The organism is Hyphomicrobiales bacterium, from assembly GCA_030688605.1.
Taxonomy (GTDB): Bacteria; Pseudomonadota; Alphaproteobacteria; order Rhizobiales; family NORP267; genus JAUYJB01.
In genome coordinates, this window is sequence record JAUYJB010000090.1 from 15,170 (window position 1) to 30,985 (window position 15,816).

General features: G+C 65.8%; 16 protein-coding genes and 1 tRNA gene. 7 read left to right on the top strand and 10 right to left on the bottom strand.

The features are described from left to right. The first annotated feature begins 179 nt into the window (after window positions 1–179). The 4 genes from Q8P46_10100 to Q8P46_10115 all read left to right on the top strand — a co-directional run bounded on the left by Q8P46_10100 (window position 180) and on the right by Q8P46_10115 (window position 2,736). A tRNA-Phe gene (locus tag Q8P46_10100) sits at window positions 180–255 on the top strand. A gap of 314 nt (window positions 256–569) precedes the next feature. Continuing rightward, complete coding sequence (locus Q8P46_10105) at window positions 570–905, top strand: hypothetical protein (GenBank protein ID MDP2620511.1); 336 nt, start codon at window positions 570–572, stop codon at window positions 903–905. A gap of 287 nt (window positions 906–1,192) precedes the next feature. Then, window positions 1,193–1,930 carry an ABC transporter ATP-binding protein gene (locus tag Q8P46_10110; GenBank protein MDP2620512.1) on the top strand — a complete coding sequence of 246 codons (738 nt, stop codon included), beginning with the start codon at window positions 1,193–1,195 and terminating at the stop codon, window positions 1,928–1,930. Between the two features lie 2 nt (window positions 1,931–1,932). Next, on the top strand, window positions 1,933–2,736 hold the full coding sequence (locus tag Q8P46_10115; protein MDP2620513.1) for an ABC transporter permease: 804 nt from the start codon (window positions 1,933–1,935) through the stop codon (window positions 2,734–2,736). Here Q8P46_10115 and Q8P46_10120 read toward each other — a convergent pair. From Q8P46_10120 to Q8P46_10130, 3 genes are read right to left on the bottom strand one after another with little or no spacing between them, the layout of a single operon-like run. Next, window positions 2,733–3,482 (bottom strand): ABC transporter ATP-binding protein, encoded by a 750-nt coding sequence (locus Q8P46_10120; protein MDP2620514.1) that lies wholly within the window; start codon window positions 3,480–3,482, stop codon window positions 2,733–2,735. The genes Q8P46_10115 and Q8P46_10120 overlap by 4 nt on opposite strands. Beyond that, window positions 3,451–4,230, bottom strand: a complete 780-nt coding sequence (locus tag Q8P46_10125; protein MDP2620515.1) for an ABC transporter permease — start codon at window positions 4,228–4,230, stop codon at window positions 3,451–3,453. The genes Q8P46_10120 and Q8P46_10125 overlap by 32 nt, the downstream gene beginning before the upstream one ends. Next, window positions 4,220–5,209 (bottom strand): ABC transporter substrate-binding protein, encoded by a 990-nt coding sequence (locus Q8P46_10130; protein ID MDP2620516.1) that lies wholly within the window; start codon window positions 5,207–5,209, stop codon window positions 4,220–4,222. Before Q8P46_10130 ends, Q8P46_10125 begins: the two co-directional genes overlap by 11 nt. A gap of 163 nt (window positions 5,210–5,372) precedes the next feature. Between Q8P46_10130 and Q8P46_10135 the strand changes: the two genes are divergently transcribed. Then, window positions 5,373–6,299 carry an ankyrin repeat domain-containing protein gene (locus Q8P46_10135; protein MDP2620517.1) on the top strand — a complete coding sequence of 309 codons (927 nt, stop codon included), beginning with the start codon at window positions 5,373–5,375 and terminating at the stop codon, window positions 6,297–6,299. Between the two features lie 22 nt (window positions 6,300–6,321). Here Q8P46_10135 and Q8P46_10140 read toward each other — a convergent pair whose 3' ends face one another. Both Q8P46_10140 and Q8P46_10145 read right to left on the bottom strand, forming a co-directional pair. Continuing rightward, complete coding sequence (locus Q8P46_10140) at window positions 6,322–6,903, bottom strand: cytochrome c4 (protein MDP2620518.1); 582 nt, start codon at window positions 6,901–6,903, stop codon at window positions 6,322–6,324. A gap of 79 nt (window positions 6,904–6,982) precedes the next feature. Further along, entirely contained in the window at window positions 6,983–8,680 is a 1,698-nt protein-coding gene (locus tag Q8P46_10145; GenBank protein MDP2620519.1) for a PQQ-binding-like beta-propeller repeat protein, read from the bottom strand. A gap of 349 nt (window positions 8,681–9,029) precedes the next feature. Here Q8P46_10145 and Q8P46_10150 point away from each other — a divergent pair, with 349 nt between their 5' ends. Both Q8P46_10150 and Q8P46_10155 read left to right on the top strand, forming a co-directional pair. After that, window positions 9,030–9,995 carry a PQQ-dependent catabolism-associated beta-propeller protein gene (locus tag Q8P46_10150; GenBank protein MDP2620520.1) on the top strand — a complete coding sequence of 322 codons (966 nt, stop codon included), beginning with the start codon at window positions 9,030–9,032 and terminating at the stop codon, window positions 9,993–9,995. Further along, window positions 9,985–11,175, top strand: a complete 1,191-nt coding sequence (locus Q8P46_10155; protein ID MDP2620521.1) for an ABC transporter substrate-binding protein — start codon at window positions 9,985–9,987, stop codon at window positions 11,173–11,175. The genes Q8P46_10150 and Q8P46_10155 overlap by 11 nt, the downstream gene beginning before the upstream one ends. A gap of 42 nt (window positions 11,176–11,217) precedes the next feature. On the opposite strand, the gene Q8P46_10160 is transcribed toward Q8P46_10155, so the two are convergent. The 5 genes from Q8P46_10160 to ehuB form a co-directional block, all read right to left on the bottom strand. Further along, window positions 11,218–12,438, bottom strand: coding sequence for a Xaa-Pro peptidase family protein (locus tag Q8P46_10160; protein ID MDP2620522.1), 1,221 nt, complete (start codon window positions 12,436–12,438; stop codon window positions 11,218–11,220). A 102-nt stretch (window positions 12,439–12,540) separates the two neighbouring features. Beyond that, window positions 12,541–13,332 (bottom strand): ectoine/hydroxyectoine ABC transporter ATP-binding protein EhuA, encoded by a 792-nt coding sequence (ehuA, locus tag Q8P46_10165; protein MDP2620523.1) that lies wholly within the window; start codon window positions 13,330–13,332, stop codon window positions 12,541–12,543. Between the two features lie 3 nt (window positions 13,333–13,335). After that, window positions 13,336–13,995 carry an ectoine/hydroxyectoine ABC transporter permease subunit EhuD gene (ehuD, locus tag Q8P46_10170; protein MDP2620524.1) on the bottom strand — a complete coding sequence of 220 codons (660 nt, stop codon included), beginning with the start codon at window positions 13,993–13,995 and terminating at the stop codon, window positions 13,336–13,338. Next, window positions 13,995–14,723, bottom strand: coding sequence for an ectoine/hydroxyectoine ABC transporter permease subunit EhuC (ehuC, locus tag Q8P46_10175; GenBank protein MDP2620525.1), 729 nt, complete (start codon window positions 14,721–14,723; stop codon window positions 13,995–13,997). The genes ehuD and ehuC overlap by 1 nt, the downstream gene beginning before the upstream one ends. Before the next feature lie 103 nt (window positions 14,724–14,826). After that, complete coding sequence (gene ehuB / locus Q8P46_10180) at window positions 14,827–15,699, bottom strand: ectoine/hydroxyectoine ABC transporter substrate-binding protein EhuB (protein MDP2620526.1); 873 nt, start codon at window positions 15,697–15,699, stop codon at window positions 14,827–14,829. Window positions 15,700–15,816: the final 117 nt, after the last annotated feature.

The window sequence follows — 15,816 nt, forward strand, 5'->3', positions numbered from 1 at the left end:
CAAGAGCCGATCCGGTCGGTTGATCCGCGACGCCGGCAGGCCGCCGGTCAAATGCTTCCATATGAGGGGCAACCGCTCTAGACAGGAATTTTGGGATTTCCTATAAGGCGTGGCCCCTGGCCGGCCGCGGACGCGACGAGCGGCGCACCGGGCGTGGCCCGCACGGGACAAACCCACGGGCCCAGGTAGCTCAGTTGGTAGAGCAGCGGACTGAAAATCCGCGTGTCGGTGGTTCGATCCCGCCCCTGGGCACCATTCCTTCCAAATAATACATATATTTCAATATCTTAGAAGTGAACACGCTGCAATTTCCAGGGCTTGGGAACGACCGCGCGGCGAACTCTTGGCGAGATTGGGCGCAAACGGCCACGAGATCGTTGCCCATTAGGGCGACAAGCCGGGCGGCAAGGCGAAGAGGCGGCGGGCGGACGCGTTTCTCGAATGACACGCGGGCGCGTTTCGCGTCGAACTATCTGGCGGGCAACAAGCTGGCAGCCCTGAAGGACCTGCTCAAGATCTATTAGGAAGCAAGCCCGTTCCTGGTCACGCTCGGCAACGAGGAGCTGAAAATGGCCGCGGAGCTCGCCGGCGAGGCCCTGGCGAAACGGCCGGGCAGGGCCAAGGACTGGCACTTTTTGCGGGCGACGGCCTACGAGCGCCTCGATGACTATGCCTCGGCGCTTACCGATCGCGATGCATCTGCTCAACGGCTCAACCGCAAGAAGTTCCCGCGGCTCAACCATCAGCTTGCTCGTGGCATCGCCGAGTCGGGGCCCACCGGCGGCATACCCGAAGAGATCTGGAAACCGTTCATCGAAAAGGCGGCGACCCCCAACTCCGCGGACAAGATCAAGACCTGGGAAGACCTGCTGGGCCAGGTGAAGATCTTTCGCGCCAAGGCCTGACGGACTGGCCTCCAGGCTGCGCAGACGACTCGGCGAAGGACTGCTGTTCTTTATTCGGATATCCCAAAAACATAGAATATTGCAGTTCTCATCCAATGGCGCCGTGTCGTCGTCGGGGCGTCATCCACTCAGCGACCGCCCGTTACATCCCTTTGAGGTCAGGGAATCCCTGCTAGTTTAGGCAAGCGGAGCCGGACCTCGGCCGCGCAAGCCGGCGTCATCGGCGCGGTTGGCGAGCGGTTCGGCCACCGAAGCTTTTCGTCCGCAGCCGTGGAGGCAGCTCGACCATGGATCGTTCGCCCGCGCTCAGCATCGAAAATGTCTCCTTCGCCTACGGCAAGGCCAAGGCGCTGGATGACGTCACATTCGATGTCGCGCCGGGTAAGGTCACCATCCTGCTCGGTCCAAACGGAGCGGGGAAATCAACCCTGTTCGGGTTGATTTGCCGGCTGTTTGCGATTCCCGCCGGCCGCATCGCAATCCTGGGCCGGGATCTGGGGGCGAACGGCGCTGCGGCGCTTTCCCCGCTCGGCATCGTGTTTCAGCAGCAGACCCTCGACCTCGATCTGACGGCGCGCCAGAATCTGCGCTATTTCGCGGCCCTGAGAGGAATTGCCTCCGGTGAGGCCGACGCCCGGATCCTCAAGGAGTTGACGCGGCTGGACATGGCCGAACGGCTTGCGGAGAAGGTGAGGGCGCTGAATTCGGGACATCGCCGCCGCGTCGAGATCGCCCGCGCGCTGCTGCATGAGCCTTCGATCCTGCTCCTCGACGAGCCGACAGTGGGCCTGGACATTCCGACCCGCAAGGCGCTGATCGCTCACGTCCAACGGCGGGCGCGCGAAGACGGCGTTGCCGCCCTGTGGGCGACGCATCTCATCGACGAGGTCGGCGACGACGACCCCCTGGTGATCCTCAACAAGGGCCGGGTCGTCGCCAATGGGCGCGCCGGCGACATCGTCGCGCAGACCGGCGCCCAAGACCTCGACGCGGCCTTTGCCCGCCTGACCAATGGTGCTGCATGACGCTGCGGCACGCTCTTCGCGCCCTCGGGGGCATTATCGTCCGCGAGCTTCTGCGCTTCGTTCAGCAGCGCGGCCGCTTCTTCGCCGCCCTGGTGCGGCCGCTGGTGTGGCTGATCGTCTTTGCCGCCGGATTTCGCGCCGCGCTCGGCCTGTCGATCATCGCCCCCTACGAGACCTACGTCACCTATGACGTCTACATCGTTCCCGGCCTCATCGGGATGATCCAGCTCTTCAACGGCATGCAGTCGTCGCTGTCGATGGTCTACGACCAGGAAATCGGCTCGATGCGGGTTCTTCTGACGACGCCGCTGCCGCGCTGGTACCTGCTGTCGGCCAAGCTCCTCGCCAGCGTCATCGTCTCGATCGTCCAGGTCTATGCGTTCCTCGCTTTGGCGATGCTGTTCGGCACCGAACTTCCGGCCTCCGGCCTTGTCTGGCTGTTGCCGGCGCTGATTCCGGCCGGACTGATGCTGAGCTCGATCGGCCTCCTGATCTCCTCACTCATCCGCCAGCTTGAGAATTTCGCCGCGGTGATGAATTTCGTCATCTTTCCGACGTTCTTCCTGTCGAGCGGCCTCTATCCCCTGTGGAAGATGCGCGAAACGAGCGAGACGCTGGCCACGATCTGCGCGTGGAACCCGTTTACCCATGTGGTGGAGCTAGTGCGCTTTGCGCTTTACGGCGAGCTGAACGCCCCAGCGCTGGCGGTCGTCGCCGGGTGTCTCATGGGCTTCATGGCGCTCGCGGTGTGGAACTACGATCCGACGCGCTGGTTCCGCGCCAGCCGGACCGCGGGCGGCGCTTAGTCCCATTCCTCGGCGGTGCCCGGAAACCGCCGCACGATGTCGGAAAGAAGATCGCCGATCACCTCCGCGCCGCGCTCGGCGCGGGACATGGGCAGGGCCATTTCGCCGGCCACATGGGCGGGGCCCGGCGTGAGGAAGATCAGCCGGTCGGCGAGTTCCACCGCCTCGCGCACATTGTGGGTGACCATCAGCGCCGTCGTCGGCCGCGCCTGCCAGACATCGATCAACAGCCGGCGCAGCCTGGCCGCCGTCGCCGCGTCGAGCGAGACGAACGGCTCGTCGAGGAGCAACAGGTTCGGCTCGACGGCAAAGGCGCGGGCGAGCGCCGCCCGGCGCGCCTGGCCGAGAGACAGTTCGCCGGGATAGCGCTCGCGCATTTCGGCAAGCCCCAGAATGGCGAACAGATCGTCGAGCGGCTTGCCGGCGTCCGTCTTGGCGAGCGCAAGCCGCACATTGTGCTCCACCGTGCGCCAAGGCAGCAGCCGCGGCTCCTGGAACACGGCGGCCATGCGGATATCGGGATAGGGGAACGCGACCGTCCCCTCATAGTCCGCGTCGAGGCCGAGGACGATGCGCAAGGTCGTCGTCTTGCCGCACCCGGACGGGCCGATCAGGCAGGTGAAGCTTCCGGCCTCCACCGAGAAGGCAAGATCGCGCAGGGCGACGACGCTGCCGCCGCCCGCCGCCTGGAAGCGCTTCTCGGCGATCCGAACGTCAAGCCGGCCGGGGGCGCCAACGGGTTGCACGATTTTCAAACGGCTGCACCAAGAAGAACTCGACCAGGAGCATGACGGCGACGAAGACCAGAGTGTAGCCGAGGATGGCCGCCACGTCGAAAAGCTGGAAATAGAGGTGGATCTGGAAGCCGACGCCGTTCGAGCGGCCGAGAAGCTCGACGATGAGCACGATCTTCCAGATCAGCGCGATGCCGGAACGGGTTGCGGCGGCGATGTAGGGCTGAAGCTGCGGCACCACCACGTCGCGCAACAGCTTCAGGCGCGAGAAGCGGTAGACCTGCGCCATTTCCGAATAGGCCGGATCGAGCGCGCGCGAGCCTTCGCGCAAGGTGACGACGACGTTCGGAATCTTGTTGACGGCGACCGCGCCGATCGCCGCCGCCTCGTTGAGGCCGAACCAGATATAGGCCAGCACAATGACGACCAGCGCCGGGATGTTGAGAAACAGGATCAGCCAGGGGTCGAGGATGCGGTCGGCAAGCCGGCTGCGGCCGAGCCACAGGCCGATGGCCCCGCCGACGACCATCGCCACCAGGAAGGCGGCGGCGACCCGCCATAGCGTCATGCCGAGGTGAAAGAACAGATCGCCAGCGGCCGCCTCGCGCAGCACCACGCGGGCGACCGCCGCCGGACCCGGCAGGATGCGCGGATCGGCGAAGGCGGCAAGCAACGCCCAGGCAAGCCCGATGGCGATCAGCGAGCCAAGCGGGATGGCCGCGACTGCGACCGCCCGGTTGAAACGCCGGTCAGAAGCCATGCTTCAGCGTCGCCCAATAGGTCCCGTGGCTCATCGTCATCGAGGCGCCGACGAGCCGTTCGCCGCCGAGCTCGGCGAGGATGCCGTAAAGGCGCGCCGCATCGGCCTCCTCCTCGGCGGTGGGCCGTGACGGGATGCCCTCCCGGAAGCGGGTCATCAGCGCGTTGAGATGCGCCGCGTCGTCGGACTTTATGATTGCGTCGAGCCTTTGCCACTCTGCGTCCGAGCCTGCCAGAATCTGCTTGGCCGCGCGCGAGGCCTTGACGAAGCCGATGGCCGCGGCGGGATGCGCGTTCGCCCATTTTTCGTGAAAGACATAGCCGATGGCGGCGATGCGGCCGGTCGCGCCGAGCGCGATCGCCGCCTCGTCGGCGCCGATGAGCCGCCGGAAGCCGCGCGCCTCGAGCTTGGCGCAGTAGTGCCAGAAATTGAGCACCGCATCGAGCTCGCCCTGGACCGCCTTCTCGGCGAGCAGCGGCGCCGCGCCGTAAACAGGTCGCGCCGCCTTGGCGAGGTCGATTCCGAAATCACGCTTGGCCAGGCCCTGGATCAGGAGCCAGCCCTTGTCGAGCGGACCGCCGGCGACGCCGATCTTCCTGTTCTTCAGGTCGGCGAGCGTGCGGATCGGCGAGGCGTCTGGAACCATGATGGCGCCCACCGACGAGGAGAAGGGAACGAATGTGAGGTCCTGCCCAGCGCTGCGCTGGCGCGACACCCACAGCCAGTCGCTGACGATCACGTCGACCTCGCCGGCCTGCAGCGCCACGTTTGTCGCATCCTCGCCGGCGAACAGGACGACCTCGACGTCAATGCCCTCCACCTCATCCAGTCGGTGTTGCTTGATGCTGTCGAGCTCCCAGTTGACGGTGCCGAACTTCAGCACGCCGACGCGAACCGCTTCGGCGGCCTGGATATTTGGAATGAAGACGAGGACCGCGATCGCGGCTGCGATCGCGCGCACGAATGGCAAAGCGGCCATGAAATTCCTCCCGACCATAGTTTCGAATGATTGTAAGTAATCCGCGACAGCAAGGAAACTGCGCTTTAGGCTGGAGCGGTTTCCTTTCGGCGGTTGCGCGGCGGCGCAGCCAGCCTGTCGGTGGAAGGCCATGCGATACGGATTACGGTTCCTGCTTGCAATATTGCCCGCTGCGCTTCTTGCGACTTCGGCCGAAGGCCTGACGCCCCTGCCACAGGGCGCGGACGGGGCTCCAGCCGGGGACGGGAACGTCTTCGTCTGCACCGAGCTGCGCGATGGCATCCGCCAGAAGGCGCGCGAGCTCAACGAGCGCCGGCTCGACTTCTTCCTGTTCGAGGCCGCCGAAAAGGGCTGCCCCGAGATCGTCGCCGAGCTGATCGAGGATGGCGCCTCGGTCGCCGCCCGCGACCGGTTCGGCAATATCGCCCTGCACCATGCCGCGAGCGCAGGCCATGTGGAGATCATGGAATTCCTCCTGCAAAAGGGCTCGAACATCGAGCAGCCCAATCTCGCCGGCTCGACGCCGCTTTTGAGCGCGGTGACCGGCAACCGCCGCAAGGCGGTCCAATTCCTGCTCGAGGCGGGCGCGGGCACGGGGCTCGTCAGCCGCAACGGCATAACGCCGCTGGCGGCAGCGGCCTTCCATGGCAATGACCGCATCGCGCGGCTTCTGATGGAGCACGGCGCCGATCCCGCGGAAGCCGACGGCACCGGCAAGGGGCCGATCGTCTACGCCGCCGCGCGCGGCTATGTCGGCATCGTCGAGACGCTCCTCGACCAGGGCGTCGATGTCGACCATCGCTACGGCCACGGGCTGACCGCTCTGATGTGGGCGGCCGGCCACACCAACGACACGCCGGAGAGCGACGGGCTGAAAATGGTCGAGCTGCTGGTCGGCCGCGGCGCCGACATCGAGGCGGAGGATGATCGCGGCTGGACGCCGGTGATGACCGCGGCCGCGCGCGGCCATGCCGCCATCGTGCGGTTCCTGAAGCAGCGCGGGGCGGATATCGGCCACAAGGCCAGGGACGGCCGCGGGGCGATCGAGCTTGCCGCCGACGAAACCGTGAAAAAGGCGCTCGGCGAATAGCGGGAGCGCGAGTGTCCGGAGCTCACAGCCCGGCAAGAAAAGCCGCCATGGCGCGAATTTCGTCCTCCGAGAAGCTTGCCATCAGAGCGGCCATTTCAGGCGCGTTCATGCGCCGCTTATATTTGAAATCGAGCATCGTCTTGTCGAGATAGGCCACCGTCTGGCCGGCCATGCGCGGGATGCGGCTGTCGCCGGGATAGGTGGCGAGATGGCACTGCGGACACTGGCCCGCGGTGGCGACCCTGTGCCCAATGGCGTTGTCTTCATCGGAGGCCTTGTAGCCCAGCGCCGGCCATTTGCGCTCGGAGAAATATTGCGCCAGAGCCTTCATCTCGTCGCGGCTCAGATCGGCGACGACCGGCTGCATGGTCTCGCTGGCGCGCCGCCTGGCCTGGTAGTCGCGAAGCTGGGTGTAGACGTAGAAATATTCCTGCCCCCAGATGATGGGAGCTTCCTCCAGCACCGGCCGGCCGTCGGCGCCATGGCAGGTGGCGCACAGCTCGACTCTGTCGGCGATCTCCGCCGGCGGATCGTCGGCGCGTCCATACCCCGCAAGGGTCAGCGAGAAAACGAGAACGATTGCGAACAGGGTAGACAGGCGCACCTCGAATATCCTCCGGCACAAGGAAACGGAGCGCCCCGCGGGGCGCTCCGCCTGTCTTTAGCGCAACTCGGTTCCGGCGTCACTCGGCCAGGGTGAAGGCGATGATGTTGTTGCCGCGCTTGTAGTTGAGCTGGGTATTGCCGCCGGCGGCGACGACGATGTACTGCTTGCCGTCGACCGTGTAGGAGGCGGGCGGCGCGTTGACGCCGGCGCCGGCCTGGAAGTTCCACAGCACCGCGCCCGTCTCCGCGTCGTAGGCCTTGAACTGGCCGTTGCCCTCGCCGGTGAACACCAGTCCGCCGGCGGTCGCCAGCACGCCGCCGATCATCGGCTGCTCGGTCTTCACCTGCCAGCGGATATCGCCGGTGTTGTAGTCGACGGCCGTGACATTGCCCCACTGCTCCTCTTCCGGGATCACCTTGAAGGCGCCGCCGAGCCACAACTTGCCTTCCGGATAAGGCGTCGACTCGACGTGATAGGTCATCGGCTGGTGCAGATTGATGGCGTAGGTCAGGCCGAGGCCCGGGTTCGCGGCCATCGGCGACCATTCGACGCCGCCATTGGCGCCGGGCAGCATCCGCGCGCCGTCGGCCGTCGGCAGCACCCACATGTTCTCCTGCGGCACCATCGCCTCGGAGAAGCGGATCAGGCTGCAGTCGCGGCGGTCATGCACATAGACGTGGCCGGACTTGCCGCCGTGGATGACGCCGGGAACCGTCTCACCCTCGGCGTTCTGGACGTCGACGAGGATCGGTGGGCTGACCGCGTCGAGGTCCCATACGTCGTGGGCGATATACTGGAAGTGGCAGGCATATTCGCCGGTATTCAGGTCCACCGAGACAAGGGAGTCCGTATACAGATTGTCGCCCGGACGCAGCGCCCCGTCGAGGTCGGGCGACGGATTGCCGACGACGAAAAAGATACGGTTCATCTCCAGGTCGACCGCCGGGTTCTGCCACACGCCGCCGCCCAGGGTCTTATAAGGATCGCCCATCTTTTCGAGCGCCGCCTTCTCGGCCGCGATGTCGCGCAGCATGTCGCGCCCGGTCGCGTCATGGGTCGCCCACACGCCGACCGAGTTCTCGGGGACCGTGTTGAAGGTCCACTTGAGATCGCCGGTCTTGGCGTCATACGCCTTGACGAAGCCGCGGATGCCGTACTCGCCACCATTGGTGCCGATCAGGATCATGCCGTTGACGGCGGTCGGCGCCATGGTCTCGCTGTAGCCGAGCTCCGGATCGGCGATCTGCTGCTCCCAGACCACCTTGCCGGTCTTGGCGTCGAGCGTGCCCAGATAGACCATGTCGCCATGGGCCGCGACGCCGCGATTGTTGGGGCCGCAGCAATAGGTGGTGACCGGTCCCATCGCGTGTTTGTAGTGCCAGATCTCCGCGCCGGTGCGCGCATCGAGCGCGTGGACGTGGTCGAACGCGGTCGTCACATACATGATGCCGTTGACCACGATCGGCGTCGTCTCCATGGTCTCGACGATTTCCGTCTGGAAGATCCACGCCGGGCGAAGCTTGCTGACATTGGAGACGTTGATCTGGCGGTTCGGGTAGAACCGCGTCTGACTGTAATTACCGTTGGTGTGCAGGAAGTTGTTGCCGTCGCCAGCGGCGCGACTGAGCAGGTCCTGCGTCACCGTGCCCATATCGCCGTAAAGCGTGCCTTTCTCGCCCTCCTGGGCATTCAATCCGGTCTGGCTGAGCACGAACCCAACCAGGCCCGCCATGGCAATATAGGTCCCCTGCCATCGGCTTTTCACACGTGACATGATTTCCTCCCTCTGACGTGAATTTTGCCGCGAACGAACCGTTCTAACTTCGACGGCTACATGTTTAATAGAATTAATTCTAACATATGGGCAACGCAATTGCACCGGATCGTTGGTACGATGGCGGTCCGGTCTTCACCTGGTGGCGTTCATGGAGATCAGTGCAATGACTGAGGCTTTTCGATGGCCGCTCCGGCCGCTTCGGGCCGTTTTCGCGCGGCTGATCATTGGCGGGCGAGTTGCGCCAAGGGCAGATACCGTGAGCACGGCATCCCGTCAAATTACAGAGGAGCAGGAGACGGCATGGCGTGATCGCCGCCGCACGCGGGGTCTGCAAACGAGAGCCGTCGTGGTCCTCCTCGCCAGTGCCGGGTGCAGCCTGATTGCAAGCGACGCCGTTGCAGCGGGCAGCGGCCGTGTCATCGTCAGCAACGAAAAATCCAACACCTTGACCGTCCTCGATGCGAACCACGAGGTGGTGCAGACCATCGAGACCTGCGCCCGCCCGCGCGGCATGCATTTTTCCGCTGACCGCAGCAAGTTCTTCGTCGGCTGCGCCGACGACAGCACCATCGCCATCTACGAGACGGCAGGCCTCAAGCTCGTCTCGCGCATCCGCAATGCCGAGGAGCCGGAGACCTTCGATCTCCACCCGGACGGCCGCCGTCTGTACGTGTCCAACGAGGAGGATTCGGCGGCCAGTGTCTTTGACGTGGAGACGGGCGAGCTCATCGCCGAATACGAGACCGGCGCAGAGCCCGAGGGCGTGCAGATCACCAGCGACGGCCGGCTGGTCTTCGTCGCATCGGAAGCGGCGAATCTGGTGCACGTCATCGATACCGAAAAGGATGCGGTCATCAAGAGCATCCTGGTCGACACGCGGCCGCGGCGATTCGCCCTGACGGCCGACGAGAAGGAGTTGTGGGTCTCGGCCGAGCTTGCCGGCATTGTCGACATCATCGACGTCGAAACCTTGACCCTCGTCGGCGATATCACCTTCCTGCCGACGGGCTACCGCAAGGAACAGGTGACTCCGGTCGATGTCCTCATCACCCGCGACGGCAGCCGCGCCTATGTGGCGCTCGGCAGGGCGAACCATGTGGCGGTGGTCGACGTGGCGACCCGCTCGGTGCTCAAATACATCCTGGTGGGAAAACGCGCCTGGGGCCTGGCGCTGACCGCGGACGAGAAGACGCTGTATGTGGCGAACGGCCTGTCCGACGACATAACCATCATCGATACCCAAACGCTTCGGGCCGTCAAGTCGGTGCCCGTCGGCATGGTCCCCTACGGCATCCTGATCGATGACCAATAGGCTGTTCATCGCCTTTGTCTGGCTTTGGCTGGTGCTTGCCAGCGGCGCCGATGCGCAGAACGGCGGGCTTGCCTTCGTCTATCTCTACCGTGCCGATGATGCCGCTTATCAGCTGCAGCGGGCCTATACCGGCCTGCTCCTGCACCAGGAACACCGTCCGCTTGACGGCGCGAGACTTGCGGTCCGCGACAGCCGCATGATCGCAAGCGCGATTGCGCTTGCCTTCGATCTCGTGGAGCGCGAGATCGCGCCTGGAACCTCCGCCGTTCAGGCCATCGAAGCGGCGCAGGCCGAGAATAGCGCCAAGGTCTTTCTCCTCGACCTGCCGGAAGAAGACGTGATCGCTACGGCCCGACATTTCCGCGACACGCCAGGCCTGATCCTCTTCAACGTGCGGCATGGGGACATCCGGCTGCGCGGCGAGGACTGCTCGCCGGCGCTGTTTCACGTTGTCCCCAGCGACTCCATGCTCGCCGACGCGCTGGCGCAATATCTGAGGCAGCGGAGCTGGCAGCGGGTTCTGGTGCTGGCCAGCGATGCAGCCCGCGACCGCGCCGTCGCCGACGCCTTCGAGGCCGCGGCCAAGAAGTTTCGGCTCGACATCGTCGACCGCCGCGTCTTCATCCTCAGCAACGACCCGCGCGAGCGCGAAGAGAACAACACGCTGCTGCTGACCGGAGGGGCAAGCTACGACGTCGTTTTCCTCGCCGATTCGGAAGGCGAGTTCGGGCGCTACGTTCCCTTCGCAACCTATCTGCCGCGCCCCGTCGTCGGCAGCGAGGGGCTGCACGCGGCGGCCTGGCACTGGACCTTGGAGCGGTACGGCGCACCGCAGCTCAACCAGCGCTTCGACAAGCTCGCCGGAAGGCGCATGGGCAACGCCGACTGGGCGGGATGGGCGGCGGTGCGCGGCATCGTCGAAGCGGTCGCGCGGGCAAAGACGACGGATACTGACCGCCTGCGCCGGTTCCTGGTCGACGATGCCTTCACCTTCGACATGTATAAGGGCGTGGCGGGGAATTTCCGGCCCTGGGACCGTCAGCTGCGCCAGCCCATTCTCCTGCACACCGATCGGGCGGTCATCGCCATAGCGCCTGTGGAGGGCTTTCTGCACCAGCGCAACACGCTGGACACGCTCGGCGCGGACGCCCCGGAATCGGCCTGTCCCGCGGGGCCGTGACGGCAAGCCCGCGGCAATTTCGGGCTTACGGGCGGCGGCCGGCTAGCGCTCGATCACGGTGGTCGGCGTCTTGGTCAAGATTTCCGGCCCGTTGGGGCCGAGCAGCACCGTGTTCGACAGGAAGTAATCGCCGCGCCCGGTGTTCATCAGCCAGGACATCATGTGCACGCTCATCCCCGTGCGGATCTCAAGGTCGCTGCCGTCGCGTAGGCCGGACGCCTTGTTGCCGCCCATCCACGACGGCGGAAAGCCGATGCCGACGAAATAGCCGCAATGGTGGCGCCGGTATTCCGGCAGGCCGGCGGCGTCGACCACGCTCTGCCACGCCCGGTAGACGTCCTTGGCGAGCGCGCCCGGCTGAAACGCGGCGACCGCGGCGGCGAAGGCCTCGCGGCAGACCTGGGCCATGGCGACGCTTTCGGCCGGCGCGGGCCCGACGAAGACGAGCCGGCCAAGCGGCGCGTGGTAGCGCCTGAAGCAGCCCGACAGCTCGAGGAAGACGACATCGCCGCTCTGGCACTCGCCGTCGCCCCAGCTGGTGTGCTCCTCGCCGAGACGCGCGGTGGAGCGGATGAACGGCCCGAAGCCCGGAAACGTGCCGCCGGCCTGGATCAGCGCCCGATGGCACTCCGCCGCAACGTCGCGCTCGCGCGCCCCGTCGCGGATGGCGTCTATGGCCGCCAGCATGGCCGCGTCGGAGATGACCGCCGCCTGGCGCATGAAGCTCTGCTCGAGCGGGCTTTTGATCAGCCTCGCCTCGTCGAGCCAGCCGGACATGTCGATCCACTCGGATTTGTCGAGCCGCGCGAACAGACCCTCGGCCAGACCGTAGGGCAGGCCCGCCGACCATTTCTCCAGGCCGATCCGCCGCCGGCCCTCGGTCTGCTCCTCGATCATGTCGGCCACCGCGTCGGCCGCCGCATCGGTGCGGGCGCGGGCGTGCGGGCTGTCCTGCAGGAGCTTGACGACCACGTCGGCGGCGGTCTCGCTGTCCTCGTGGCCGTGAAAGGCGACGTTGCGGACCTGGTTGGCGACGGTGACCCGCTCCATGCGCCGCGTCACCAGAAACATTTCGCCGTCGGCGGGAACGATCAGCGTATGCGGCGCGAAATAGCCCCAATGGTCGAGGCCGGTGAGATAATAGATGTTCTCCGGCGTCGATATCAGACAGAGGTCGAGATCGTGCGCCGCCATCCGCTCGCGCAGCCTGCCGAGGCGCGTCCGATATTCCTTCTCCGTGAAGTCGAAAACGCCGGCGGTCATGAGACGATCTCCCGGTTGGCGAAGATCATCGAGACTAGATCATGATCCGGTGAGGCGAAACCGCCGCCTGGGGCGGGCCGGCGAGGCGCCGGCCCGCGCGCGTCATCGCGCCTCGAGCACGGCGCTGAGGAACTGGCGGGTGCGTTCGTTCTCGGCGTTGGTGAAGATCCGAGCCGGCGTCCCCTCCTCGGCGATCTTGCCCTCGTAGAAAAAGCACACCCGGTCCGCGAACTCCTTGGCGAAGCCCATCTCGTGGGTGACCATCAGCATGGTCAGGTCGTGCTTTTCGCCGAGCCGTCGGATGACGTTCAGCACCTCGCCGACGAGCTCCGGGTCGAGCGCCGAGGTCACCTCGTCGAACAGCATGATCTTGGGCCGCATGGCGAGCGCCCGAGCGATGGCGACGCGCTGCTGCTGGCCGCCGGAGAGCTGGCCCGGATAGTGATCGAGCTTGTCGCTGAGGCCGACCATCTCCAACAGTTCGGCGCCGCGCTCTTGCGCCTGCTTCCTGGAGAGACGCAGAACCGGCAGCGGCGCTTCCATGCAGGTCTTCAGCGCCGTGATGTGCGGGAACAGGTTGAAGTGCTGGAACACCATGACGATCTTGCCGCGCACCCGCCGCAGGTGGCGGGTGTCGGCGGGCACCAGCTCGCCGTTCTTGCGCATGTGGGTGAGCGGCTCGCCGTCGACCCAGATGACGCCGCCGTCGATGCGCTCCAGCGTCATCAGCATGCGCAGCACGGTGGTCTTGCCGGAGCCCGACGGGCCGATGACCGCCACCTTCTCGTTGCGGGCGACCTCGAGATCGAGCTCGTCGAGGACGACAAGCTCGCCGTAGCGCTTGGTCACCTTGTCGAAGCGGACCATGGGTTCGGAGGATTTCTTGGCCGCCATTGTCTATCTCCCGCGTCTGTTGAGATGGGCCTCGACCCGGCGCACCAGCCAGGCGGAGATCAGGCTGAACACCAGGAAGAACAGGCCGACGAGCGTGATCGGCTCGATGTAGCGGAAATACTCGGAGCCCAGGATCTTCGCCGTCTGCATCAGCTCGAGCACGGCGATCGCGGACAGAAGCGGGGTCTCCTTGAACAGCGCCACAAGATAGTTGCCGAGAGCCGGCACCACCGGCGGGATCGCCTGGGGGATGATGATGTCGCGGAAGGTGACGACGGGGCTCAGATTGAGCGCAATCGAGGCCTCCCACTGGCCCTTGGGGATGTTGTCGAGGCCCGCCCTGTAGACTTCCGAGCAGTAGCAGCCGTAATGCAGCCCGAGCGCCATGACGCCAGCGGTCATGGCGCCGAGCACGATGCCGAATTCCGGCAGCACGAAGTAGAGGAAGAAGATCTGGATGAGCAGCGGCGTGGAGCGGACGAACTCGATGACGGCGACCGCCGTCCAGGAGACCCAGACCGTCGGCGACATCCGCATGATCGCCAGCACAAGGCCCAGGGTCGCCGCCAGCGCGAAGCCGAGAAGCGTCGCCTCGATGGTGACGATCGATGCCTGGGCGAGGATCGGCAGAATCTCGGCCGTATAGCTCCAGTCCCAGAACATCAGTGCACCCTGCCGCGCGCCAGGCCCCGCGCGGCCCTGCGCTCGACCCCGCGCATGGCAAAGGTGACGATCAGCGAGATGGCGAAATAGATCACCAGCACGATGGTGAAGATCTCGACGGTGCGCAGCGTCGTCTGGTTCATCTGCTGCGCCTTGAAGGTGAGATCGGAGATGGTGATCAGCGACACCAGCGCGGTCGACTTGAGAAGCTCGATGAATAGATTGCCCCAGGGCGGGATCATGGCGACGAAGGCCTGCGGGAAGATGATCCGGCGCAGCGCCGTCATGCGCGGCATGTTGAGCGCGATGGTCGCCTCCCACTGGCCCCTGGGCACCGCCTGCAGGGCGCCGCGCACCACCTCCGCGCCATAGGCGCCCACATTGAGGCCGAGCGCCAGCACCGCCACCGTCAGCGGCTCCAGCGTGACGCCGAAATGCGGCAGGACGAAAAACAGCCAGAAAAGCTGGACCAGGGCGGAGGTGCCGCGGAACGTCTCGATATAGGCGATGGACAGCCAGCGCAGCGGCCAGGGCCCGTACATCTTGGCAAGCGCGGCGATGAGCCCCATCGCCACCGCGAGCGCGCAGCCGCCAAGCGTGATCTCGACCGTGATCACCGCGCCTTCGAGCAGCCCCGGTATGAACTCTTTGAAGCCGGCGAAACTGGCGACCGCGAGGCCGGCCGTGAACGCAATGATGACCAGCGGGACCGCGTGGCGGAGGTTCATGCCCCTTGCCCCCCTTTGCCGTCACTCTGACGCGGGGCCTCCCCCGGGGCGCCGCCGCGCGCCCGGAGGAGGGTCATTGCTTGCGCTCAGCGCGGCGGACCGCTCACATGCCGCCGCACAGCTCCGCCATGGTCTTGTTCGGCAGATAGCCCTTGCCGAAGCCGAAGGGCGTGACCAGCTCGATGTGCTCGTCTGAGCCGAGGAAGGCCTTGAGGTGCTTGTTGAATTCCTCGAACAGCGCCTGGTTCTCCTTGCGGAAGCCGAAGCCGCCGTGCCCCTTCACGGATTGGCCCGCGACCATGCCGAAGGGCTCGGTCGATTCAACGCCGTCGCCCTTCTCGGCGAGGTTGGCGATCGACAGGGCGGTCAGGGCGGCGGCGTCGGCGCGGCCGGCCTGCACGGCCTTGAGCAGGCTCGACTGGTCGGGCAGCACCACGAGCTGGGACGGGTCGACGCCCGCCTCCTTGGCGTAACCGGATTCAACGGCGCCCGCCATCACCGCGAGCTTCAGGCCGGCGTTCTTGGCGACCGTCGAATAATCCATGATGTTCTTGGGGTTGCCGGCCTTGACCAGGAACGCCTGACCGATGCCGTAGGAGGGCTCGGAAAACTGGATCTCCTCGCACCGTTGCGGGTTGATGAACATCCCGGCGGCGATGATGTCGAAGCGGCCGGCCTTGAGGCCCGGGATCAGCGAGCCGAACTCGGTGAGCACGCCGTCGACCTGGGCGATGCCCATCTTGGCGAGCACCGCCTTGGCGACCTCCGGCGCTTCGCCGGTGAGCTTGCCGGCCGGCGTCGCGTAGCCGAACGGCGCCTCGTTGGCGAAGCCGACGCGGATATAGCCTTGCGCCTCGATCCGTTCCAGCGTGGTCTGGGCGCTTGCCGGGGACAGGTCCGTCGCCAACAGGGCGAACGCCCCGAGCGCCGACAAAGCCGCTACGGCGAAATGCCGGCGGGTGAATTGAAAGAACATGGTGAGCCTCCCATCGGACGGTTCGTGGACTGGTTTTCAGCAGCGAGCAGGCCGGCGAAGAAACAACACGACCCGCCAGCCGGACGGGAAAAACGCTCTCCCGAGCGCCCATCCAGG